Genomic DNA, 24,865 nt, shown 5'->3' with positions numbered 1-24,865 from the left:
ATTTTAATTTTAGCAGCTATCATGAATAACTTTAAAAATACAATTGGTTGATTTTAACCAATAAATCGATTATTCATTTAAATAATTCACAAAGGTACCTTCATAAAAACGAGGGAAAATTTCTATTCCCATTTTATCTATTATAGCCTCATCTTCCCAAACAACTTTTAACCCTAATTGTTCATTTATTTTAAATGTATCATGCCTAAAAACGTAACCTCCATAAATATAAGACGTTTTTAATTTTTTAAAAAAGCATAGCATTTCTCTCACCATAAAATACAAATTCACATTACAATCTGCCGCAATATCATAATTATAAAATATAGGTGTTTCTTTATGGGTATTAGAAACTATATCACTTTCACACAGCTGATCTTCTCTTAATTCTTGCTTTTTCATTTTTATAAATGTAGCCTCTTTAAGTGGTAAAATAATACTATGTCCTGAATAATAGCCGGCATTATCAGTAATAATAAAATTCAACTCAGGTAATAAACCAACTGCTTTTTCAATAGCTTGTAATATATTTTTAGGTACTTCTTTTTGAAATTTTAAATATTTAATAAGGTACGTATTATCAAAACTAAAATCTATGGTTCTAATATTCTTGTTTTTAGAGCCTAAATCTCTTTTAAACCATAACGCATCAGGCACTTCGTTTGAAATTTCAGACAATGAATATTTTCGAATTCTAAAATCATAAAAAGTTGGAATTACCACAGCGGCATTCAAATTTCTAACCAATTGGTACGGCAATAATGTTTTAACTACAATTTCTTCTTCTTTATCACTTTTTATTAAAGTTTGGCCTTTCTCCCATCGTTGAACAGTTCGGGTATCAACATCTAATTTTTCAGCAAAATCTGCTTGAGACAAATTATTTATAGCTCTATAATCAATTAAAAGTTCTCCAATAGACTCGTATCTTTTCATAACATTTATATAATTCTATTCGTAAAAATATGTAAAAAATGTTACCGAGACATATAGTGTCGTACTCTAAACAAAGCTTTTAACATAATTTTGGGGTATAAAACTATTAAAACACTACTAAAAATGATTAGAGAAATAATTTCAACCATAAAACAAACCACTTCACAAAAAATTAATGAACAAGTAAATAGATTTACAGCTGCAAGCACAATTGAAGAGCTACTTGAACAGATAGATTTTGCTTCTGAAGAAGTTCCAATACACAATGCTCAAGAACTTCAAAAACTATTTCAAACTTTAAAAGGTGAAGCGTTAAACTCCTCAGAAATAGCAATAATACACGAAATAACAGAAAAGGCAAATGGAAGCACATAAATACGTTACTTAACAACACAATATTTGTACAAATCAAAAACCGTAACAAGTAGTTAACTACTTGTTACGGTTTTATTTTAACTGCTCAATTTTGTTTAATAACTATAGAATAGTTGCGCTAATTGACGTCTATAAAATTCAGAATATTTAGTAACTTCGCAGCGAGAAATATAAACTTGTGAAAAAAACAAACGAAAACTCTACAAACATAAATAAATTCATTAGCAGTACAGGTATTTGCTCTCGCAGAGAAGCTGAAAAATTTATAGTTGATGGAAAAGTAACAATTAACGGAAAGCCTGCAAAATTAGGAAACCGTATTTTTGATGGTGACGTTGTAAAGGTAAACGGGCAATTGCTTAAGTCTAAACCAACAACGCTGTATATTGCATACAACAAACCTGTAGGCATTGTATGTACAACAGACTCTAAAGAAAGAAATAACATTGTTAATGCCATTGGGCACCCTGAAAGATTATTTCCTATTGGCCGTTTAGATAAACCTTCACAAGGTTTAATATTTTTAACCAACGATGGCGACATTGTAAATAAAATTTTAAGAGCTGGAAACAATCACGAAAAAGAATATATTGTAACTGTTAACAATCCAATTACACCTGAATTTATTGAGAAAATGAGTAATGGAATTCCTATTTTAGGAACCGTTACAAAAAAATGTTTGGTTGAAATGGTGAATAAAAACACCTTTAAAATAACGTTAACGCAAGGTTTAAATAGACAAATTCGCCGTATGTGTGAATATTTAAATTATGAAGTTACCAAGTTAAAACGCACTAGAATTATGAACGTTCATTTAGAACGTTTGGCTGAAGGTGCTTGGCGTGAATTAACTGATGATGAAATGGCTTTAATTAATGAAATGACTTCTTCATCGTCAAAAACAGAAGAAGCCTCCAAAATTTCTCAAAAAAAACAAGCGCCTAAAAAGAAATTTACTCCAAAAAAAGCGAATCAACGATTTCAACCAAAAAGAAAAAAGAAAAGAAGATAACAAATGGCTTTTGCTTAATTTAAACCTTTTAAATTTTTAAACTTTCCTCTTTTCGACTTATATAACTATCTTTGTCAACTATGCAATTTGAATTAAAATCTAAAGACGCTCAAAGCCAAGCAAGAGCTGGTGTAATTACAACCGACCACGGTACTATTGAAACACCAATTTTTATGCCTGTAGGTACTGTAGGTACTGTAAAAGGTGTACACCAAACAGAATTAAAAGATGAGATAAATCCTGATATTATTTTAGGAAACACCTACCATTTATACTTACGTCCACAAACAAAAATTTTAGAGCAAGCCGGAGGTTTGCATAAATTTATGAATTGGGACAGAAATATTTTAACTGATAGTGGCGGATACCAAGTTTACTCACTTTCAGGTCGAAGAAAAATTAAAGAAGAAGGCGTAAAATTTAAAAGTCACATTGACGGGTCGTACCACACATTTACACCTGAAAATGTAATGGAAATTCAACGTTCTATTGGTGCTGATATTATTATGGCTTTTGATGAATGCACACCGTATCCTTGTGATTACAGCTATGCAAAACGTTCAATGCATATGACGCATCGTTGGTTAAATAGATGTATAAACCATTTAGAAAAAACACCTTTAAAATACGATTACAACCAAGCATTTTTCCCAATTGTACAAGGTAGTACTTATAAAGATCTTAGAAAACAATCTGCAGAATATATTGCTTCTGTTGGTGCCGAAGGAAATGCAATTGGAGGACTTTCAGTAGGTGAACCTGCAGAAGAAATGTATGCTATGACCGAGGTTGTAACTGCTATTTTACCTGAAGACAAACCAAGATATTTAATGGGCGTAGGAACACCAATTAATATTTTAGAAAATATTGCTTTAGGTATTGATATGTTTGACTGCGTTATGCCAACAAGAAATGCCAGAAATGGGATGCTTTTTACAGCTTACGGAACCATTAATATTAAAAATAAAAAATGGGAGAATGATTTTTCTGCCATAGACGATATGGGAATTACTTTTGTTGACACGTTGTATTCAAAAGCATATTTACGTCATTTATTTGCTACCAAAGAATTATTAGGTAAACAAATTGCTTCTATCCACAATTTAGGTTTCTATTTGTGGTTGACCAGAGAAGCAAGAAAACATATATTAGCAGGAGATTTTACCGAGTGGAAAAACAAAATGGTAAAACAAATGGACCAAAGATTGTAATAATTAATACGCTTCAAAAAAAGTTCACTTGAGAATATTAGATAAATACATATTAAAAAAATACCTAAGTTCATTTACTTTAGTTTTAACATTGCTAATTCCAATAGCTATTGCAATTGATGTTTCTGAAAAAGTAGATAAATTTTTAAGGCACGCAAATTTATCTGTAGGTGAAATTATTGAAGACTATTATGTGAATTTCGTAATTATTTACGGAAACACATTTATGCCGTTGGCACTATTTATTGCTGTTATATTTTTCACTTCAAAATTAGCTGGTAATACAGAGGTTATTGCAATTCATTCTGCAAAAATTTCTTTTACAAGGTTCTTAAAACCCTATTTTATTGGCGCAACAATTGTAACTGTTTTTGCTTTAACTATGAATCATTTTGTAGTTCCTAGAAGTAATAAAATATTTGAAAATTTTAACCGAACTTATTTAAAAAAGAAGAAGTTAAACGCCAATTTTATTACAAATGTTAATTTACAGTTAGGCCCAAATGATTACATATTTATTAAAAATTATACGGTAGACAGAAGTATTGGTTATAACTTCTCCTATGAAATATTTGAAGACAATAAACTATCACAAAAGTTAATGGCCGATAATATTAGATGGGTAGAAGAAGATAGCACATACACGCTTATAAATTACAGTAAACGATTTCTTTTTAAAGACAGAGATAGCATTGTTCACGGTAACAAATTAGATACCATTTTTAATTTTGAACCAAAAGACTTGGTTAATATTGATTATATGGCTAAAGAGATGAACTCTGTAGAATTATATAAATACATCAATCAAGCTAAAGAACGTGGCGTTAGTAATTTAAACAGTTATTTAGTTGAATTTCATAAAAGATCTAGTTTACCAATTTCATCGTACATTTTAACTTTTTTAGCTGTTGCATTGGCTGCCAAAAAAAAGCGTGGAGGAATGGGAGTAAATTTAGCAATAGGAATTACCCTAATGTTTGTGTACGTATTCTTCTTAAAAATTTCTGAAGTTTTAGGAGCCGGAGCCGACACCAATTCCTTTGTAATGGTTTGGATTCCTAATTTAATTTTTGGAGGGCTAGCATTCTATCTATATTTAAAAAATGCCAAAAACTAAACTAAAAAATTACATTCATCTTCATATATTAGTATTTATTTGGGGATTTACCGCAATTTTAGGCGCTTTAATAAAAATAGACGCAATTCCTTTGGTGTGGTACCGTATGCTTATAGCAACTGTTTTAGTTTTTGTATATTTTATAATCAAAAAAAAATCGCTTAAAATTGACACAAAAGCCTTTTTCAAATTTTTAATTGGCGGTATATTAATAGCGCTTCATTGGATCTTTTTCTTTTCAGCAATTAAAGTCTCAAATGTCTCGGTAGCACTAGTTTCAATGAGTACAGGAGCTTTATTCACCTCTATAATTGAGCCTTTCTTTTTTAAACGAAAACTTATTTTTTTTGAATTACTATTTGGTGTCATAGTAATCTCTGGTTTGTATCTTATTTTTAATGTGGAAACAGCCTATAAAATGGGAATTGTGTATGCACTAATTGCAGCATTTTTGTCTGCACTATTTACTGTTTTAAACGGACTTTATATTAGAAATTATGAAGCTGATAAAATATCACTGTATCAACTTCTTTTTGGTGTTGCATTTATTACCGTTTATGTTTTAGCAACCACCGGATTTACAGTTGAAGACTTTCGCCTTACAAGTTTAGATTTTTTCTATTTATTTATTTTAAGTAGTATTTGCACAGCATATGCATTTGTAGTATCTGTTAAAGTTATGAAACACCTTACACCTTACACTGTAATGCTTACCATTAATTTAGAACCAATTTACGCCATTGTTTTAGCACTGCTAATTTTTGGTGAAAAAGAAAAAATGAGCCCTCAGTTTTATTTCGGTGCTCTAATTATTTTAGTTACAGTTATTGCAAACGGAATACTAAAAAATAAAAAAAATAACTAAATTGCCACATTGATTTTAAGAAGTTAGTATATTTGTAGTTAGACCCAAAAGTAAAAACATGGAATATTTAGATTTTGAATTACCAATAAAAGATTTAGAAGAACAACTTACTAAGTGTGAATTAATTGGTAAAGAAAGTGATGTTGATATGACCGAAAGTTGTAAAAACATTGAGAAAAAATTGCTAAAAACCAAAAAAGATATTTATAAAAACTTGACTGCTTGGCAACGTGTTCAGCTTTCTCGTCACCCAAATAGACCGTATACTTTAGACCACATAAATTCACTTTGTGGACAAACATTTATGGAATTACATGGTGACAGAACCGTGAAAGATGACAAAGCAATGGTTGGTGGTTTAGGAAAAATTGGTGATCAGTCGTTTATGTTTATTGGTCAGCAAAAAGGATACAATACCAAAACTAGACAATATCGTAATTTTGGAATGTCTAATCCTGAAGGATATAGAAAAGCCTTACGCTTAATGAAAATGGCCGAAAAATTTGGAATTCCTGTAGTAACTTTATTAGATACACCTGGAGCATATCCTGGGTTAGAAGCTGAAGAACGTGGACAAGGTGAAGCCATTGCTAGAAATATTTTAGAAATGACTCGTTTAAAAACTCCAATCATAACAATTGTTATCGGTGAAGGAGCATCAGGTGGAGCTGTTGGTATTGGTGTTGGTGATAGAGTTTACATGATGGAAAATACTTGGTACACTGTAATCTCACCTGAATCTTGCTCTTCAATTTTATGGAGAAGTTGGGAACATAAAGAAAAAGCTGCTGAAGCCTTAAAATTAACGGCTACAGACATGAAAAAATTAAATATCATTGATGGAATTATAAAAGAGCCTATTGGTGGTGCCCACTCTGATAGAGAAAATGCTTTTAAAGAAGTTGAAAAAACAATTTTAGCTGCCTATGACGAGCTAAAAGACTTAACACCTAAAATGCTTGTAAAAAAGCGAATGGAAAAATACCTTAAAATGGGTGAATTTAAAGGATAAAAGTTTAAAGTAAAACCTCTCAATTTTGAGAGGTTTTTTTTATTATTTTTATGCTATGTACATACTTACTTCAAACCAAATAAAACAAGCTGACCAAGCTACAATTGAACATAAAAATATTACTTCATTAGAATTAATGGAACATGCGGCCACACTTTGCTTTAACTGGTTGCACTCAAGACTTCAAGGTCAAAATATAGAAATCCATGTATTTTGTGGTATTGGAAACAATGGTGGTGATGGCTTAGTTATTGCACGTCATTTATTTCAACATGGTTACAATGTACATTGCTATATTGTAAATTTTAGTGACAAACGAAGTGATGATTTTTTAACAAACTACAATCATTTAAAAGAATTAGGAGAATGGCCAACGGTTATTAGTAGCGAAAAAGATTTTCCAAAAGTTGATTTTGAAGATATAGTTATTGATGCTATTTTAGGAAATGGGCTCACTAGAAAACCTGCTGGTTTTACTAAAAACCTAATTCAATACATCAACAGTACAAAAGTTTTTACTTTAGCTATTGACTTTCCTTCGGGGCTATTTTCAAACGCATCTGTGATTGATAAAGATTCGGTTTTACGAGCCGGACACACGCTTACTTTTCAAACTCCAAAACTCGCGTTTTTATTACCTGAAAATAAAAACTTTATAAATACTTGGGAAGTTTTAGATATTGGATTAGATGAAAATTTTATTGAAAGTTTAAAACCAACTACACATTACATCACCAAAAATGATGTAATACCAATGTATCAAAGTAGAAACAAATGGGATCACAAAGGAACCTATGGACATTCACTTATTATTGGAGGAAGTTTTGGTAAAATTGGTGCTGTAACGTTAACTACAAAAGCTGCATTAAAAATAGGTAGCGGATTGGTTTCTGCATACGTACCAAAATGTGGTTACAATATTTTACAAATATCAATTCCGGAAGCAATGGTTGAAGTAGATAGTGATAAACTATTAACTCATTATAATTTTAAAACAAAACCTTCGGTTATTGGAATTGGACCAGGAATGGGAACCGCTGAACAAACAGCTATTGGATTTGAAAAGTTTTTAAAAAACAATAAAATACCATTGGTTATTGATGCAGATGCTATTAATTTAATTGCACAACAACCAACATTAATTGAATATGTCCCAGAAAAAACAATTTTAACACCGCATCCTAAAGAATTACAACGCTTAGTTGGTGAATGGAAAAATGACTTCGATAAATTAGAAAAAGTAATTTCGTATTCATTAAAACATAACGTACTTATAATTATTAAAGGAGCACATACAACAATTGTAGATGGAGGTTTTCTTTTTGTTAATTCAACAGGAAATCCCGCTTTAGCAACTGCTGGCAGTGGAGACGTATTAACAGGAATAATTACAGGGTTTATAGCACAAGGTTATTCACCTTTAAAGGCTGCAATTTTTGGTGTGTATTTACACGGAAAAACAGCTGATATTGCACTTCAAAAAACAAGCTATGAAACCTTTACAAGCTCATCTATTTTAGAATATTTACCTGATGCCATTTTAGATTTATTTAATCAAGAAAATACATCTTCACAAGAATCATAATCTTATTTTATCATAAAAAAAGGCTGTACATTTAAATGTACAGCCTTTTTTATGTATAATTACCTTTAATTAAATTCCTAATTCTGTAAAATAGTCTTTCAATTTTGGGTTTGATGGTCTTAACACATCAGCATCTACAATATTTCCTTTAGGGTCAATTAAAATAAATCTTGGAATACTGTTAATATTATATGCTCTAATAAATTCAGAATTAAAATCATTGTCTGCAAATAATTGCGTACCACCTAATTCTTCATCTTTTACCATTTTTAACCAACTTTCATGACTTCCTCTTTTACCATCAATATTATCAACTGAGATACTCACAAATTCAATGTTTTTTCCGTGATATTCTTCTTCTAAAAGTTTTAAAGATGGAATTTCACGTTTACAAGGTCCACACCAAGTTGCCCAAATATCAATATAAACAAATTTCCCTTTTAAATCACTTAAAGAAGTTGTTCCGCCCGCAAAATTCTCATAGTTTGAAAATACTGGTGAAGGTTTCCCTGCTCCTAACATTGCTAAGCTTGCGTGGTTTTGCTCATAATTACTTTCAACATAAGCAAATAATTGTTTATCACTTTGGCCCACAATTTCAATTACCGATGAATCTACTTTTGAAATATCTACAGCTGATTCATTAAACTTAGCTTTCGCCTCACTTAACCTTAATTCATACGCTGCTTTTTCTAATTTAAAATATGATTTAGGATTTGCATAATCACTCATAAAAAAAGCTGCTTTTTCTTTTAAGTAATTATTTGTTTCTGCTCCTTCACCTGTAAATAAAACTGTGTTTTCAGCTTCACCGGCTACCAATTCTAAATTTAAATCGTATCCGTTTTTTAAATAAAGTGTTGCTCTATCTACACCAGCAATTAAACCATACATTCCTTCTGGTGCTTTTAATGTATCAGAAAAAGTTCCATCTTCGTTAACGGCAATTTCTTTTGTATAACCTTTTCCTTGAATTAATATTGAAGTTATATCTTCAACATTTACTTTTCCTTTAATAGCCGAATAATCTTTTACTTCAGAAGTACAAGAAGAAAACAAAATTACTGCTACAAAAACCCAAATACTATTTCTCATTTATTATATTTTTAATTCATTAAATAATTCAATTAACTTTTCACTTGAAGGTCTTGGTGCATTTGCATTTACAATATTTCCTTCAGTATCAATTAATATAAACCTTGGAATTCCTTTAATTAAATAACCTTCAACAAAATCTGATTTCCAACTTTTATCTGCAAATAACTGCACACCTTTTAATTCTTTTTCTGCCACCATTTCTTTCCATTTATCATGGTCTTTTAAAGCGTCTACAGAAATGCTCACAAATTCAATATTTTTTCCATGATATTGTGCTTCAACTTTCTTTAAAGAAGGTATTTCAGCTTTACAAGGTCCGCACCAAGTAGCCCAAACATCAACGTATACATATTTTCCTTTTAAATCTGATAATGATGTTGTTGTTCCATCAAAATTTTCATAATTCTCAAAAGAAGGTGAAACATTTCCTTTTGCTACAGTTTTTAATGTGTTGTAACTTTTAGTAATTTCTTCATTGTTTTTCACATTTGTTGATCCCGCTATAAACTCAATATAATAAGCTTCAACATCATTTGTATAGGTAATCTCATATTTAGCAGCGTTAAACAATAAACTGTTTTTAACAACTGCTGAAGAATTTGTATTTACAGCCTTTAAGTAACCAATATCTTCGGTAATTTCATTAGTACTTGCCAATTCAGCACCTAATTTTCTATAATGTGAAGACAATAATTCTTCATAACTACTTGAGAATAAAAAATCTTCTTCATTTGAGTAATCTATATCCTCTAATTCATCTAAAAAGCCTTCAGACACTTTAAAACCTTCAACTTTTGCAAAGTGCGTATGGTATCTTTCGTATCTATTAATAGATGCTAAATACTCATAATTTAAATTTTTCAACTCACTTGCTTTATAAGCGGCTGGCACATCTTTTGAAGCTTCTAAAATAGCTGTTACTTCAGATTGAACTTCTTTTGCTTTTTGTTTAAAACCGGCTTCCTCTAGCGCATAAAAATCTTTACGATCTCCTGTAATTTCATTTGATTTTTCTTCCTTTTTTAACAAATAATTACTTACTGTAACTCCTTCTCCTGAAAACGTTAAAGTATTTTTAAAATCATTAGCATCTACATCAATTAAAATATCACTTCCAGCATCTATATAAATTTTAGCGCTATTTTTTCCAGCTCTTAAAAAGTACATCCCTTTTTCAAAGTTAAGTGTATCAGAAAAGCTTCCATTTTCATTAATCTTCACACTTTTGTTTACTGAATTATCTCTGTTCATAATTTTTAATTCAGTAAACGAATTATTGGCTATTTTACCAGATATTAATGCATAATTAACAGGTGCTTTTTCTTGACAAGAAAACACAGCTAACAACACTAATAACAACCCTATTTTTTTCATATAATATGCTTATTTGTTAATATTTTCTCAAAGATAGAATTTATTAAACAATTAACTAAATAGCCTTATACTTTAACAAATAATTTGCATATCTTCATAAGAATGTAGACTTTTAATCAAATAAAAATAGCAAATGAGTAACATACATTTTATAGATAATAAGCCCATAACTTTTGAATTATTAAATAATCTTATTTTTTCAAACCAAAAATTAGAGCTTTCAAAAAAAGCAATTGAAAGGATTGAAAATTGCAGAAACTATTTAGATGATAAAATAAAAAAAGATTCTGCACCTATCTATGGAATTAACACTGGATTTGGATCTTTATGTAATGTAAAAATTAATAGCGAAAACCTACAATTACTTCAAGAGAATTTAGTGATGAGCCACGCTTGTGGTACAGGCACTGAAGTTCCGAAAGAAATTGTAAAACTAATGCTATTTCTAAAAATTCAATCTTTAAACTATGGATTCTCAGGCGTACAAGTACAAACAGTACAACGGTTAATTGACTTTTACAATAACGATATTATACCCGTTGTTTATACACAAGGTTCATTGGGTGCTTCAGGAGATTTGGCTCCATTGGCACATTTAGCGTTACCGCTTATTGGAAAAGGAGAAGTTTATTACAAAGATGAAAAATTAACAGGAGCAAAAGTTTTACAAATTTTTAATTGGAAAAGTATTCAATTAAAATCAAAAGAAGGATTGGCTTTATTAAACGGCACACAATTTATGAGTGCGTATGGAGTTTCGCTCATATTAAAATCATATAAACTTTCGTATTTAGCCGATTTAATTGGAGCTTTATCTTTAGAAGCTTTTGACGGAAGAAATTCACCTTTTAATGAATTGATACATCAAATAAGACCACATTCAGGTCAAATAAAAACTGCAAAACGCATACAAGAATTTTTAGAAAATAGTGAATTAATTAATGCTACTAAAGAACACGTGCAAGATCCTTATTCATTTAGATGTATGCCTCAGGTACACGGAGCAAGCAAAGATGCCTTGGAATATTGCAAACAAACATTTTTAACCGAAATAAATTCTGTAACCGACAATCCAAATATTTTTATTGAAACTGATGAAATTATTTCAGGAGGAAATTTTCATGGACAGCCATTAGCATTGGCATTTGATTTTTTAAGTATTGCAATGGCAGAATTAGGAAACATTTCTGAACGAAGAACATTTCAATTAGTTTCTGGTTTACGCGGCTTACCTCCTTTCTTGGTTAAAAACCCTGGATTAAATAGTGGTTTTATGATTCCACAATACACGGCAGCAAGTATTGTAAGTCAAAATAAACAATTAGCCACTCCAGCATCCATAGATTCAATAGTTTCAAGTAACGGACAAGAAGATCACGTAAGTATGGGAGCAAATGGAGCTACAAAAGCAAAAAAAGTAGTAGACAATATTGAAACCATTTTAGCAATAGAATTGTTAAATGCCTCACAAGCTTTGCATTTTAGAAATCCAGTAAAATCATCTCCATTTTTAGAATCATTTTTGCAATCGTATCGAACTGAAGTAGCTTTTATTGAAAATGATATTGTTTTAAGTTCAGAAATAAAAAAGACAGTAATATTTATTAAAAATTTAGAAATAGACACAGAAGAATTATTTTAAATAAACTGTTTAAAAACAAAAAGCGATAGGTTTGCCTATCGCTTTTAATTCAAACAATTTACAATGATATTCTTTTTCTACTCTTATACTTTTTATATTTTATTAAGCGGTTATTATATTTATTAATTCTATTCAAATATAGGCATAATTTGAAATAACCACAAGCCTAAAATTGTGTTTTTCACAATATTTTAACGATTATTTTTACCAAAATTAACATTTAACAATTTTTTCACATACGGAATTGAAATTTATACAATTCCAACATAAAAATATTAAAAAATTGACCAAAATTATTTAGAAATTAGCAACTCTTTAATTTTCCGTTAAGATTTAACAAAAAAAAGCTAAACATTTCTGTTTAGCTTTTTTTACAATTAATCTATAATTAAAATACAAATCTTCTTTTGCTATTCCAAGTAGAACTCTTAGTATTTCTAAAATCTAATGTTATACTTTTTTTCTTATTATCTTGATTTTTAATTCTTTTTGCTATTTTCATTTCTTAGTTATTTTGTAATTCTGACTGCAAATTTACAACATAACTAAAGTTTTAAAACACATATAGTTATCTTAAAAAATTATAGCTATATAGAAAAAAATGATATATAAATTTCAATTAAAATAACTGAACAAAAACTTAAATGAAATACACTAATAAATACGGTATTTTACGCCAAACATAACGTTTCCTTTAGGCATTGGCACCAAATTAGTTTCTGTATATTCTGTATTAAATATATTATTTGCTATAAACGATAACTGTAGACCATTATTTAAGTTTGCAGAAACTCTCGCATCCATCACATTATAGCTTTCACCATCGGTACGTTCAACGTATCTATATGAAATATTTTGAGTGAAAATTGAACAAAATTGAAAATTAAAACCTGTATTAAATTGATGTTTAATACTATTTAAAGAGTAACGTGTAAATTCAACACCGGCATCTAAAATTTCATCATTAATATATGTATAAGCAATTTGTAAATTTTGATTGAAATTCAATAAATCAAAATTATAATTCACAGACGTCTCAATTCCGTTTGTTTTTACTTCACTAAAATTTCTTGTTTCCCATTTATCTTCTTCATTGTCTTTTGACCAATCAATTAAATTTTCAGATTTTCTATTAAATAAGGCTACATTCACATTTATATTAGAACCTTTAATTTTAATTCCAATTTCTTCAGACAACGCAGATTCTGGTTCTAAATCAGGGTTTCCAATAGTTGTTGGTCCAACATAAAACATTTCAGTAAATGTTGGTACACGATATGTATAACCAATATCTCCATAAATTCTAACCACATCAGATACTTTGTAACCAATATCAATCCCTGGGAAAGCTTTTGTACCAAAATCTGAATAAGAACTTATAGCAACTCCTGGTGTAATATCTAACGTTTCATTTAATAACACAAAACGCTGCTCAACAAAACCTGTAAAACTTGTACGATTGTGATCTCCTAAATTATTACTTACCAAAAACGATCTTGAAGCATCAAAACCAATACCCGTTTTCCCCAGTTTTGAAGAAATTTCAACATTGGTTTCAACACCTAATTTATTTGAAATATGTAAATTTCTGTAATAATCAGGATCTTGTCTTAAAAACAAATACATATCTTGATTTCTTCTCCAATAAATTCTAGGTTTAATTTTAACAGTTTCTGAACCATAATCTCCTGAAAAAGCAACTAAACTTGTTTGTGTTTCTTCATATTGATCAACATAAGCAGGACTTGCATAAAAACCGTTTGCACCAAAATTACGTTGCGCAAATGATGTAGTTAATGTATAATTTTTAAAATTTGATTTTAAAAATGCCATTACATTTTGAAAGTCTGTGTTATATCTATAACCATCTGACTCTTGATAAGAAACAGATGCAAACACACTACCATCAGTAAATTTTTGTCCAACAGAAGCTCCAACTTTTACATTATTATATGAACCGTAGTTAACACCAACATTCAACGTATTTTCTTCAACTTTTTTTGATACAATATTTACAGCACCTGTAAAAGCATTTTGACCATAAACACGAGCTGCCGGACCTTTTATAACCTCAATTCGTTCAATATCATCAAAAGACAAAACACCGTTCATAGTATGGTGACCTGTTTGAACATCATCCATTTTTATACCATCAATTAACAAAAGTGTTTGGTTAAAATTTCCACCTCTAATAAATAAATCAGATTGCATTCCATCAACTCCTCGCCTTCTAACATCAACACCTGTAACATTTTGCAATAAATCAGAAACATTTGTTGATGCTGATTTTAAAATAGCTTCAGAAGAAATTAAGTTAATTGTTCTTGAAGTTTTTGAAAAAGGAACTGAAATTCGGTTTGAAGTAATCACAACTTCTTTCAACTCAACAGTATCTTTTTTTACTGGTGTTACTTGTGCTTGTAATTGTACAACACAAAATAATAGAACTATTAATAATGTACTTTTAATTTTCATAAATAATAATTTAAAACGAGGCAAAATTAGTAACTTTCCGGACGATTAAAATAGTCCAGTTTTAAAATGACAGATAGTCCGGTTAATAATTTATTTAAAGAGCTAATTAGCGTAGATAAATCTACATTGCAACCTTTATACCAACAGGTTTCAGGCCAAATAGTAAATGCTATTCAGCGCAGCTATTTAACAAAAGGAACCAAACTTCCTGGTACACGTATGTTAAGTGAATTATTAAACGTACATAGAAATACAGCTGTTGCTATTTATGAAGAGTTAGCTTCTCAAGGTTGGGTAGAAATTATTCCAAATAAAGGCACATTTGTTTTAGAACCAAAACAAACAACTATAAAAATTAAGGCTACTTCACAAAAAGTGAATGAAGCATATACTTATGCAAAAACAACAGGATTTCCTTTTCAAAATTCTTTACACTTAGTTTCAACTGTTGAAGCAACATCTGCCAAATTTATAATTAATGATGGTAAACCAGATTTACGCTTGCATCCGGTACATCAATTTACAAGGTGGTACAGCGCAGCAATGAAACGAAAAACATTGGTGAACAAATGGAATAAAACAGCTGATTTTTTTAATTCAACATTTCAAACTCAACTTTGTAATTATTTAAATGCAACAAGAGGTTTTCATATAAAACCAACAAACTTACTAAATACGCGTAGTACAGAAATGAGTTTGTACGTGGTATCTCAATTACTGTTAAAACCAAAGGATGTTGTTCTTGTTGGTGAATTAAGTAATTATGCTTCAAATATGATTTTTCAACAAACAGGCGCTACAATAAAAACAATTCCTGTAGATAAAGAAGGTTTAGACATAACGTACATAAAACAACATTTTAAAAAAAATAGTATAAGATGTGTATACATTTGTGCACACAGAGATTACCCTACAACTGTTAAATTAAGTACACAACGTAGGCTAGATTTATTACAACTTGCAAAAGAATATGGTTTTGCTATAATTGAAGATGATTTTGATTACGATTTTCAGTTTGAAGGTTCTCCTATGTTACCTATGGCAAGTGCAGATGCCAACGGAATGGTAATTTACTTAGGAAAATTGGGACAATCATTATTTCCTAGTTTTCAAACCGGATTTGTAATTGCGCCAGAAAATTTAATTTCAGAAGCTAAAAATTATTTAGAATTATTAGATAAGCAAGGAGATTTAATACAAGAACAAATGCTCTCAGAGTTAATTTATGAAGGTGAAATTTACCGACTAATGAAAAAAAACATTGTTATTTATAAAAAAAGACGCGATCTCTTTTGTCAGTTTTTAACTACCTATTTTTCAAATACAATACAATGGAAAATTCCTTCTGGTGGATTGGCTGTTTGGTTACAATTCAACCCAAAAATTTCATTGATAAAATTAGCCCAAGAAACCGAAAAACACGGTTTACATTTACCAAAAACAATTCTTTACCAAGATAAAAATACCTGCGCCATACGTTTTGGTTTTGGACATTTAAATGATGAAGAAATTGAACCTGTGATAACAAAATTAAAAACTGCTTACGACGCGATAGTTTTAAAATAAAAAAAGTCCGAACAAATGTTCGGACTTTTTTTATTTTAAGCTTCTCCAGTTGGTCCAAAATTCATTGGAATTGGAGGCTGTTCATAGTCTTTAATTTCACCATGAGCATGTTCAAACCTTTTTACGTTTTCAGCTAATGCTTTTGCTAATCGCTTGGCGTGCTGAGGCGTTAAAATAATTCTTGATTTTACTTTGGCCTTTGGTCTCCCCGGCATAACACTAATAAAATCAACTATAAATTCTGATACTGAATGATTGATAATAGCTAAGTTAGAATATGTTCCTTCAGCCATTTGATCATCTAATTCAATATTTATTTGCCCGTCATTTTTAGGTTTTTGATCACTCATAATTAAAAACTTGAATCCATTTCATCTTTAGATCCAACAATCATATTATCGTAAATTCTCATACCTGTACCTGCAGGAATACGTTTACCAACAATAACATTCTCTTTTAGACCTTCTAAATTATCAACTTTACCACTTACAGCAGCTTCATTTAATACCTTTGTTGTTTCCTGGAAGGAAGCAGCAGAAATAAATGATTTTGTTTGTAATGAAGCTCTTGTAATACCTTGTAAAATTTGCTCAGCTGTTGCTGGTCTAGCATCTCTTGCTTCAACCAACGCTTTGTCTTCTCTACGTAAAACAGAGTTTTCATCTCTTAACTGACGTGGTGTAATAATTTGACCTTCTTTTAAATTTTCAGAATCTCCAGCATTTTCAACAACCTTCATTCCGTAAATTTCATCATTATCTTGAATAAAGTCGTTCTTATGAACTAATTCATTCTCTAAGAATAATGTATCTCCAGAGTCAATAATTCTAACTTTACGCATCATTTGACGTACAACTACTTCAAAGTGCTTATCGTTAATTTTTACCCCTTGTAATCTATATACCTCTTGAATTTCATTTACTAAGTATTCCTGAACTTTTCCAGGACCTTGAATATTTAAAATATCATTTGGTGTAACAGCTCCTTCAGAAAGTGGCATACCTGCTTTGATATAATCATTCTCTTGAACTAAAATTTGGTTAGAAAGTTTAACTAAATATTTCTTTACATCACCTAATTTAGACTCAACGATAATCTCACGATTACCACGCTTAATTTTACCAAATGAAACAACACCATCAATAGCCGAAACAACTGCTGGGTTTGAAGGGTTACGAGCTTCAAATAATTCTGTTACTCGAGGTAAACCTCCTGTAATATCCCCAGATCTTCCAGATTTACGTGGTATTTTTACAATTACCATTCCTGAATTAATCTTATCACCATCCTCAACAATTAAGTGAGCACCTACTGGTAAGTTATAAGATCTAATTACATTATCATTGTCATCTTTTAATAATAATGTTGGAATTGTTTTCTTATTTTTAGATTCAATAATTACTTTTTCTTGGAAACCTGTTTGTTCATCAATTTCTACTAAGTAATTAACACCTCTTTCAATACTTTCAAAATGAATAGTACCTGCAAACTCAGAAACAATCACACCGTTAAATGGATCCCATTTACAAATTAATTCATCTTTCTTAAGTTTTTGACCATCTGCAACATATAAGAACGAACCGTAAGGAATATTGTTAGTACTTAAAGTTAATCCTGTTTTCTCATCTACTAATTTAATTTCAGTAGTTCTAGAAATTACAATATCAACATCATTACCATCATTATCTTTACCTTTTACAGTATTCAAATCATCAATAATTGCTTTACCTCCAAACTTAGAAATTAAACCATTATCTTCTGAAATGTTTCCTGCAACCCCACCAACGTGGAATGTTCTTAGTGTTAACTGTGTACCAGGCTCACCAATTGACTGTGCAGCAACAACTCCAACAGCTTCACCAATTTGAACCATTTTTCTTGTAGATAAACTATGCCCATAACATTTAGCACAAATACCTTTTTTAGCTTCACACGTTAATGCTGAACGTACTTCAACACTCACAATTGGAGAATTTTCAATACGTTTTGCAATTTCAGTTGAAATCTCTTCACCTGCACGCACATATACTTCTTCAGAAATTGGATCAATTACATCGTGTAATGATACACGACCATCAATTCTTTCACTTAAAGATTCAACAATTTCATCATTCTTTTTAAGCGCCTCAACATTCAATCCTCTTAAAGTACCACAATCAAATTCATTTACAATAACATCTTGTGAAACATCAACTAAACGACGAGTTAAATAACCTGCATCGGCAGTTTTTAATGCCGTATCCGCTAAACCTTTACGAGCACCGTGAGTTGAGATAAAGTATTCAAGAATTGATAATCCTTCTTTAAAGTTAGAAAGAATTGGATTCTCAATAATTTCTCCACCACCTGCTGTAGATTTTTTAGGTTTCGCCATTAATCCACGCATACCTGTTAACTGACGAATTTGTTCTTTAGAACCCCTTGCACCAGAATCAAGCATCATAAATACAGAGTTGAATCCTTGTTGGTCTTCACGCAAACGTTTCATAGAAAGTTCAGTCAAACGGTTGTTTGTAGAACCCCAAATATCAATTACTTGATTGTAACGCTCTTTGTTTGTTAACATACCCATATTATAGTTTACCATAATATTGTCAACTTGAGCATTTGCATCAGCAATCATTGTGTGTTTTTCTGGCGGAATAATAATATCACCTAAACTAAATGATAAACCACCACGGAATGCAAACATATATCCCATTCCTTTCATGTCATCTAAGAATTTTCCTGTAGTAGGAACATCGGTTACTTTTAATATTTCACCAATAATATCTCTTAATGATTTTTTATTCAATACCTCATTTACATATCCTGCAGCTTCAGGTACTACTTCGTTAAATAAAACTCTACCAACAGTAGTTGCTATAATTTGATTTACAAGTTCACCTTTTTCATTAAAGTCTTTTGTTCTAACTTTAATACTTGCATTTAAGTCAACAGCTTTTTGGTTAAAAGCAATTGTTACCTCTTCAGGAGAGTAAAAAGTTAAACCTTCACCTTTAATTGGATATTCAGGTGTAGATTTTCTTTCTTTAGTCATATAATATAAACCAAGTACCATATCCTGTGAAGGTACAGTAACCGGTGCCCCATTTGCAGGGTTCAAAATATTATGTGATGCTAACATTAATAACTGACACTCTAAAATAGCCTCAGGTCCTAATGGTAAGTGAACCGCCATTTGATCCCCATCAAAATCGGCGTTAAATGCCGTACACACTAATGGGTGAAGTTGAATTGCTTTTCCTTCAATTAATTTTGGTTGAAAAGCTTGTATACCTAAACGGTGAAGCGTAGGTGCACGGTTTAACATTACAGGATGTCCTTTTAAAACATTCTCTAATATATCCCAAACAACTGGTTCTCTTTTATCTATAATTTTCTTTGCAGATTTTACTGTTTTTACAATTCCTCTTTCAATTAATTTTCTAATTACAAAAGGTTTGTATAATTCAGCTGCCATATCTTTTGGCAATCCACATTCGTATAATTTTAATTCTGGTCCAACAACAATTACAGAACGTGCAGAATAATCAACACGTTTTCCTAAAAGGTTTTGACGGAAACGTCCTTGTTTACCTTTTAATGAATCTGATAATGATTTTAATGGTCTGTTAGATTCAGTTTTTACTGCTGAAGACTTACGTGTGTTATCAAATAATGAATCTACAGATTCTTGTAACATACGTTTTTCATTACGTAAAATAACTTCTGGAGCCTTAATTTCAACTAACCTTTTTAAACGATTGTTACGAATAATTACTCTTCGGTATAAATCATTTAAATCTGACGTTGCAAAACGACCACCATCTAATGGTACTAAAGGACGTAATTCTGGTGGAGTCACCGGAATCACTTTCATAATCATCCATTCTGGACGATTTTCTCTATTTTTATTAGCATCTCTAAAAGATTCAACAACGTTTAATCTTTTTAAAGCTTCAGTTTTACGTTGTTTAGATGTTTCTGTATTTGCTTTATGACGTAATTGGTAAGATAATTCATCTAAATCAATACGATTGAATAAATCAATTAAACATTCAGCACCCATTTTAGCAATAAACTTATCTGGGTCATTATCATCTAAATATTGATTTTCAACTGGGAAAGATTCTAAAATATCTAAATATTCTTCCTCAGTTAAGAAGTCCATTTTCTGTACTGGTTCTCCTTCTGCATTTTTTGCACCTGCTGGTTGTATTACCACGTAACGCTCGTAGTAAATAATCATATCTAACTTTTTAGATGGTAAACCTAAAAGGTATCCCATTTTGTTAGGTAATGATTTAAAGTACCAGATATGAGCTACAGGAACAACTAAATTAATATGTCCTACTCTGTCTCTACGTACTTTTTTCTCTGTAACTTCAACACCACAACGGTCACAAACTATTCCCTTATAACGAATTCTTTTGTACTTACCACAAGCACATTCAAAATCTTTTATAGGGCCAAAAATTCGCTCACAAAATAATCCATCTCTTTCAGGTTTATGAGTTCTATAGTTAATAGTTTCTGGTTTTAATACCTCTCCGTTAGATTTCTCAAGAATTGCTTCTGGAGATGATAATCCAATCGAAATTTTATTAAATTTTTTTACAGTGTATTTATCGTTTTTTCTTGCCATAATATAATGATGGATTCGAATTTTAAAAATGTAAAAATATATAAACAGTTAGAAGTAAACTTCTAACTGTTTTTTAGTTGTTATTCCTCTAATCTAACGTCTAACCCAAGACCTCTAAGCTCGTGCATTAATACGTTAAATGATTCTGGTAATCCTGGTTCTGGCATCGCATCACCTTTCACAATAGATTCATACGTTTTAGCTCTACCTAAAACATCATCTGATTTTACTGTTAAGATTTCACGAAGTGTACTTGATGCACCGTATGCTTCAAGAGCCCAAACCTCCATCTCACCAAAACGCTGACCACCAAATTGTGCTTTACCACCTAATGGTTGTTGTGTAATTAATGAATATGGTCCAATAGAACGTGCGTGCATTTTATCATCAATCATATGACCTAGTTTAATCATATAAATAACTCCAACTGTCGCTTTTTGATCAAAACGTTGCCCTGTTCCTCCATCATATAAATACGTGTGTCCAAATTCAGGTACACCTGCATCATTTGTTATTTTTGTAATTTCTTCAATTGAAGCTCCATCAAAAATTGGTGTTGCAAATTTTCTACCAATCTTTTGACCAGCCCATCCTAAAACAGTTTCATAAATTTGACCAATATTCATACGTGATGGTACCCCAAGTGGATTTAATACAATATCAACTGGTGTTCCGTCTTCTAAGAAAGGCATATCTTCTTGACGAACAATACGAGCAACAATACCTTTGTTACCGTGACGACCCGCCATTTTATCACCTACTTTTAGTTTACGCTTTTTAGCAATGTATATTTTTGCTAATTTTAAAATTCCTGCAGGTAATTCATCACCAACTGAAACAGTAAATTTCTCACGTCTTAAAGAACCTTGTAAATCATTTACTTTAATTTTATAGTTATGAATTAAATCAGTAACTAAGGTATTAATATGATCATCTGTTGTCCAAGTTCCTCCAACTAAGTAACTAAAATCAGGTACAGCATTTAACATTTTCAATGTAAATTTCTTACCTTTTAAAAGAATTTCTTCTCCTAAATCATTTAGTACTCCTTGAGAAGTTTTTCCACTAATTAAAGTAAATAATTTCTCAGTTAAAACAGCTCTTAAGTCTTCTAACTTCGCAGTATACTTACTTTCTAAATTAGCAATACTAACTTTATCCTGTGCACGTTTAGATTTATCTTTAACAGCACGTTCAAATAATTTTTTATCAATAACAACACCTCTTAAAGAAGGAGAAGCTTTTAATGAAGCATCTTTTACATCTCCTGCTTTATCACCAAAAATTGCTCTAAGTAATTTTTCTTCAGGTGTAGGATCTGATTCTCCTTTTGGTGTAATTTTACCAATTAAAATATCACCAGGTTTCACTTCAGCACCAATACGAATCATTCCATTTTCATCTAAGTCTTTAGTAGCCTCTTCTGAAACGTTTGGAATATCGTTTGTTAACTCTTCTGAACCTAATTTAGTATCTCTAACATCCATTGAGTATTCATCAATATGAATAGATGTAAAGATATCTTCTTTTACAACTTTTTCTGAAATTACAATCGCATCCTCAAAGTTATACCCTTTCCAAGGCATAAAGGCTACTTTCATATTTCTTCCCAAGGCTAATTCACCTTGTTGTGTTGCATATCCTTCACAAAGAACTTGACCTTCAACAACTCTATCTCCTTTTTGGACAATAGGTTTTAGGTTAATAGAAGTTCCTTGATTTGTTTTTCTAAATTTAATTAAGTTGTATGTTTTTGAATCACCTTCAAAACTAACCATACGTTCTTCTTCAGTAGAATCGTATTTAATCTCAATTTTATCAGCATCTACATATTCAACAACTCCAGCACCTTCAGCATTAATTAAAATACGTGAATCTTTAGCAACTCTACGCTCTAAACCAGTACCTACAATTGGAGATTCAGGTTTTAATAATGGTACAGCCTGACGCATCATATTCGATCCCATCAATGCACGGTTGGCATCATCATGTTCCAAGAATGGAATTAAAGATGCAGAAATAGATGCAATTTGATTAGGAGCAACATCCATATAATTAACCTGTGTAGGGTCAACAACTGGATAATCTGCCTCTTCACGAACAATCACTTTCTCAGCAACAAATTTACCTGTTTCATCTAAAGGAAGATTTGACTGTGCAAATTTCATTCCTTCTTCTTCTTCAGCACTTAAATATCTAGGCTCTTCGGCAATATTTACACTACCATCAACAACCTCTCTATAAGGAGTTTCAATAAATCCTAAGTTATTTACTTTCGCAAATACTGATAATGATGAAATTAAACCAATATTTGGTCCCTCAGGTGTTTCAATAGGACATAAACGACCGTAATGTGTATAGTGAACATCACGAACCTCAAATCCTGCTCTTTCTCTTGATAAACCACCTGGTCCAAGTGCCGATAAACGACGCTTATGAGTAATCTCAGCTAATGGATTTGTTTGATCCATAAATTGAGATAACTGGTTTGTACCAAAGAATGAGTTAATAACAGATGATAATGTTTTAGCATTAATCAAATCAATAGGTGTAAACACCTCATTGTCACGAACGTTCATACGCTCACGAATAGTACGAGCCATACGAGATAACCCAACACCAAATTGACTAGCTAACTGCTCACCAACAGTTCTAACACGACGATTAGAAAGGTGGTCAATATCATCAACTTCAGCTTTAGAATTTACTAATTTTATCAAGTTTTTGATAATAGTAATAATATCTAATTTTGTTAAAACTTTTTGATCAATATCTTCATTAAGTCCTAACTTTTTATTCATTCTATAACGACCAACTTCACCTAAGTTATAACGTTGTTCAGAAAAGAATAATTTATCAATAATACCTTTTGCCGTTTCAAAATCTGGCGGTTCAGCATTACGTAATTGTCTATAAATATGTTCTACAGCTTCTTTTTCAGAGTTTGTTGGATCTTTTTGAAGTGTATTATGAATAATTGCATAATCAGCCATTTCATTATCTTCTTTATGAAGTAAAATGGTTTTAGCACCTGAATCAACAATTTCTTCAATTTGATCTTTTTCTAAAATTGTATCTCTATCTAAAATAATTTCGTTTCTTTCAATAGAAACTACCTCACCAGTATCCTCATCAACAAAATCTTCAAACCATGTTTTTAAAACACGCGCAGCTAATTTTCTTCCTAATACTTTTTTAATTCCACTTTTAGAAACTTTCACTTCTTCAGCAAGATCAAAAATCTCAAGAATATCTTTATCTCTTTCATAACCAATTGCTCTAAACAATGTAGTTACAGGTAATTTTTTCTTTCTATCAATATAAGCATACATTACTTGATTGATATCTGTTGCAAACTCAATCCAAGAACCTTTAAAAGGAATTACTCTTGCAGAGTATAATTTAGTTCCGTTTGCGTGGAACGATTGCCCGAAAAACACACCAGGTGAACGGTGTAATTGTGAAACAACAACTCTTTCAGCACCATTAATTACAAAGGTACCACTGTGAGTCATATAAGGAATTGTACCTAAATAAACATCTTGAACAATAGTTTCAAAATCTTCATGTTCAGGGTCAGTACAATATAATTTTAACCGTGCTTTTAAAGGAACACAGTACGTTAAACCTCTTTCAATACATTCTTGAATAGAATATCTTGGAGGATCAACAAAATAATCGATAAACTCTAACACAAATTGGTTACGAGTATCAGTAATTGGGAAGTTGTCAAGGAAGGTTTTATATAATCCTTCGGTACTTCGTTCGTCAGCCTTTGTTTTTAATTGGAAGAAATCTTGAAATGATTTAACTTGAATATCTAAGAAATCAGGATATTCCATTACCAATTTAGCTGAAGCAAAGTTTATTCTTTCGGTGAAATTTTTAGGTGCCAATGGACAAAAATTTTAGTTAAAAAAACTATTATAATAGTAAGAACGAATATATACGCAAAATGGTTTAGGTCTTA

16 protein-coding genes are annotated in these 24,865 nt (G+C 30.8%); 9 read left to right on the top strand and 7 right to left on the bottom strand.

Annotation, left to right across the window (positions count from 1 at the left end):
• Positions 1-69: 69 nt before the first annotated feature.
• Positions 70-936 carry a helix-turn-helix domain-containing protein gene (locus ACFQ5N_RS07835; RefSeq protein ID WP_386808931.1) on the bottom strand — a complete coding sequence of 289 codons (867 nt, stop codon included), beginning with the start codon at positions 934-936 and terminating at the stop codon, positions 70-72.
• Between the two features lie 123 nt (positions 937-1,059).
• On the opposite strand from ACFQ5N_RS07835, the gene ACFQ5N_RS07830 reads away from it, so the two are divergent.
• From ACFQ5N_RS07830 to ACFQ5N_RS07800, 7 genes are all read left to right on the top strand, one after another.
• Positions 1,060-1,311, top strand: coding sequence for a hypothetical protein (locus ACFQ5N_RS07830; RefSeq protein ID WP_386808930.1), 252 nt, complete (start codon positions 1,060-1,062; stop codon positions 1,309-1,311).
• Positions 1,312-1,489: 178 nt separating this feature from the next.
• Positions 1,490-2,323 (top strand): 23S rRNA pseudouridine(2604) synthase RluF, encoded by an 834-nt coding sequence (gene rluF / locus ACFQ5N_RS07825; protein WP_386808929.1) that lies wholly within the window; start codon positions 1,490-1,492, stop codon positions 2,321-2,323.
• An 80-nt stretch (positions 2,324-2,403) separates the two neighbouring features.
• The gene (gene tgt, locus ACFQ5N_RS07820; protein WP_386808928.1) at positions 2,404-3,534 is read left to right on the top strand and encodes a tRNA guanosine(34) transglycosylase Tgt; all 1,131 of its coding nucleotides are present in this window, start codon (positions 2,404-2,406) and stop codon (positions 3,532-3,534) included.
• 28 nt (positions 3,535-3,562) lie between these two features.
• Entirely contained in the window at positions 3,563-4,651 is a 1,089-nt protein-coding gene (locus ACFQ5N_RS07815) for an LptF/LptG family permease (protein WP_386808927.1), read from the top strand.
• Positions 4,638-5,516, top strand: a complete 879-nt coding sequence (locus tag ACFQ5N_RS07810; protein WP_386808926.1) for a DMT family transporter — start codon at positions 4,638-4,640, stop codon at positions 5,514-5,516. The genes ACFQ5N_RS07815 and ACFQ5N_RS07810 overlap by 14 nt, the downstream gene beginning before the upstream one ends.
• 58 nt (positions 5,517-5,574) lie before the next feature.
• Positions 5,575-6,528 carry an acetyl-CoA carboxylase carboxyltransferase subunit alpha gene (locus ACFQ5N_RS07805; RefSeq protein WP_386808925.1) on the top strand — a complete coding sequence of 318 codons (954 nt, stop codon included), beginning with the start codon at positions 5,575-5,577 and terminating at the stop codon, positions 6,526-6,528.
• A 55-nt stretch (positions 6,529-6,583) separates the two neighbouring features.
• Positions 6,584-8,113, top strand: coding sequence for an NAD(P)H-hydrate dehydratase (locus tag ACFQ5N_RS07800; RefSeq protein WP_386808924.1), 1,530 nt, complete (start codon positions 6,584-6,586; stop codon positions 8,111-8,113).
• 69 nt (positions 8,114-8,182) lie between these two features.
• Here the strand turns inward: ACFQ5N_RS07800 and ACFQ5N_RS07795 are convergent, their stop codons facing one another.
• Together ACFQ5N_RS07795 and ACFQ5N_RS07790 are read right to left on the bottom strand one after the other, a co-directional pair.
• A complete protein-coding gene (locus ACFQ5N_RS07795; protein WP_386808923.1) occupies positions 8,183-9,208 on the bottom strand; it encodes a TlpA family protein disulfide reductase in 1,026 nt (341 codons plus the stop codon).
• 3 nt (positions 9,209-9,211) lie between these two features.
• Entirely contained in the window at positions 9,212-10,585 is a 1,374-nt protein-coding gene (locus tag ACFQ5N_RS07790; RefSeq protein WP_386808922.1) for a TlpA family protein disulfide reductase, read from the bottom strand.
• Positions 10,586-10,718: 133 nt separating this feature from the next.
• Between ACFQ5N_RS07790 and hutH the strand changes: the two genes are divergently transcribed.
• Positions 10,719-12,227, top strand: coding sequence for a histidine ammonia-lyase (hutH, locus tag ACFQ5N_RS07785; protein WP_386808921.1), 1,509 nt, complete (start codon positions 10,719-10,721; stop codon positions 12,225-12,227).
• Between the two features lie 654 nt (positions 12,228-12,881).
• Here hutH and ACFQ5N_RS07780 read toward each other — a convergent pair.
• Positions 12,882-14,702: a TonB-dependent receptor plug domain-containing protein gene (locus ACFQ5N_RS07780; protein ID WP_386808920.1), complete on the bottom strand. Its 1,821-nt coding sequence runs from the start codon at positions 14,700-14,702 to the stop codon at positions 12,882-12,884.
• A gap of 66 nt (positions 14,703-14,768) precedes the next feature.
• On the opposite strand from ACFQ5N_RS07780, the gene ACFQ5N_RS07775 reads away from it, so the two are divergent.
• Positions 14,769-16,268, top strand: coding sequence for an aminotransferase-like domain-containing protein (locus ACFQ5N_RS07775; RefSeq protein WP_386808919.1), 1,500 nt, complete (start codon positions 14,769-14,771; stop codon positions 16,266-16,268).
• Positions 16,269-16,303: 35 nt separating this feature from the next.
• Here the strand turns inward: ACFQ5N_RS07775 and ACFQ5N_RS07770 are convergent, their stop codons facing one another.
• The 3 genes from ACFQ5N_RS07770 to rpoB form a co-directional block, all read right to left on the bottom strand.
• Entirely contained in the window at positions 16,304-16,618 is a 315-nt protein-coding gene (locus tag ACFQ5N_RS07770) for a DUF3467 domain-containing protein (RefSeq protein ID WP_386808918.1), read from the bottom strand.
• 2 nt (positions 16,619-16,620) lie between these two features.
• Positions 16,621-20,895: a DNA-directed RNA polymerase subunit beta' gene (gene rpoC / locus ACFQ5N_RS07765; RefSeq protein WP_386808917.1), complete on the bottom strand. Its 4,275-nt coding sequence runs from the start codon at positions 20,893-20,895 to the stop codon at positions 16,621-16,623.
• Between the two features lie 80 nt (positions 20,896-20,975).
• Positions 20,976-24,791 (bottom strand): DNA-directed RNA polymerase subunit beta, encoded by a 3,816-nt coding sequence (gene rpoB, locus ACFQ5N_RS07760; protein ID WP_386808916.1) that lies wholly within the window; start codon positions 24,789-24,791, stop codon positions 20,976-20,978.
• Between the last annotated feature and the right edge of the window lie 74 nt (positions 24,792-24,865).

Origin of the sequence: Lutibacter holmesii (assembly GCF_042679665.1) — a bacterium.
In the GTDB taxonomy this organism is placed as follows: Bacteria; Bacteroidota; Bacteroidia; order Flavobacteriales; family Flavobacteriaceae; genus Lutibacter; species Lutibacter holmesii.
Note: the sequence above shows the minus strand (reverse complement) of the source record. Positions and strands in the feature narration are given on the sequence as shown.

Coding starts and splice junctions, on each gene's coding strand:
- ACFQ5N_RS07775 (WP_386808919.1), top strand. CDS start 14,769: ATGACAGATAGTCCGGTTAATAATTTATTTAAAGAGCTAATTAGCGTA.
- ACFQ5N_RS07810 (WP_386808926.1), top strand. CDS start 4,638: ATGCCAAAAACTAAACTAAAAAATTACATTCATCTTCATATATTAGTA.
- rpoC (WP_386808917.1), bottom strand. CDS start 20,895: ATGGCAAGAAAAAACGATAAATACACTGTAAAAAAATTTAATAAAATT.
- ACFQ5N_RS07780 (WP_386808920.1), bottom strand. CDS start 14,702: ATGAAAATTAAAAGTACATTATTAATAGTTCTATTATTTTGTGTTGTA.
- ACFQ5N_RS07790 (WP_386808922.1), bottom strand. CDS start 10,585: ATGAAAAAAATAGGGTTGTTATTAGTGTTGTTAGCTGTGTTTTCTTGT.
- ACFQ5N_RS07805 (WP_386808925.1), top strand. CDS start 5,575: ATGGAATATTTAGATTTTGAATTACCAATAAAAGATTTAGAAGAACAA.
- ACFQ5N_RS07835 (WP_386808931.1), bottom strand. CDS start 936: ATGAAAAGATACGAGTCTATTGGAGAACTTTTAATTGATTATAGAGCT.
- ACFQ5N_RS07770 (WP_386808918.1), bottom strand. CDS start 16,618: ATGAGTGATCAAAAACCTAAAAATGACGGGCAAATAAATATTGAATTA.
- ACFQ5N_RS07800 (WP_386808924.1), top strand. CDS start 6,584: ATGTACATACTTACTTCAAACCAAATAAAACAAGCTGACCAAGCTACA.
- hutH (WP_386808921.1), top strand. CDS start 10,719: ATGAGTAACATACATTTTATAGATAATAAGCCCATAACTTTTGAATTA.
- ACFQ5N_RS07795 (WP_386808923.1), bottom strand. CDS start 9,208: ATGAGAAATAGTATTTGGGTTTTTGTAGCAGTAATTTTGTTTTCTTCT.
- ACFQ5N_RS07830 (WP_386808930.1), top strand. CDS start 1,060: ATGATTAGAGAAATAATTTCAACCATAAAACAAACCACTTCACAAAAA.
- tgt (WP_386808928.1), top strand. CDS start 2,404: ATGCAATTTGAATTAAAATCTAAAGACGCTCAAAGCCAAGCAAGAGCT.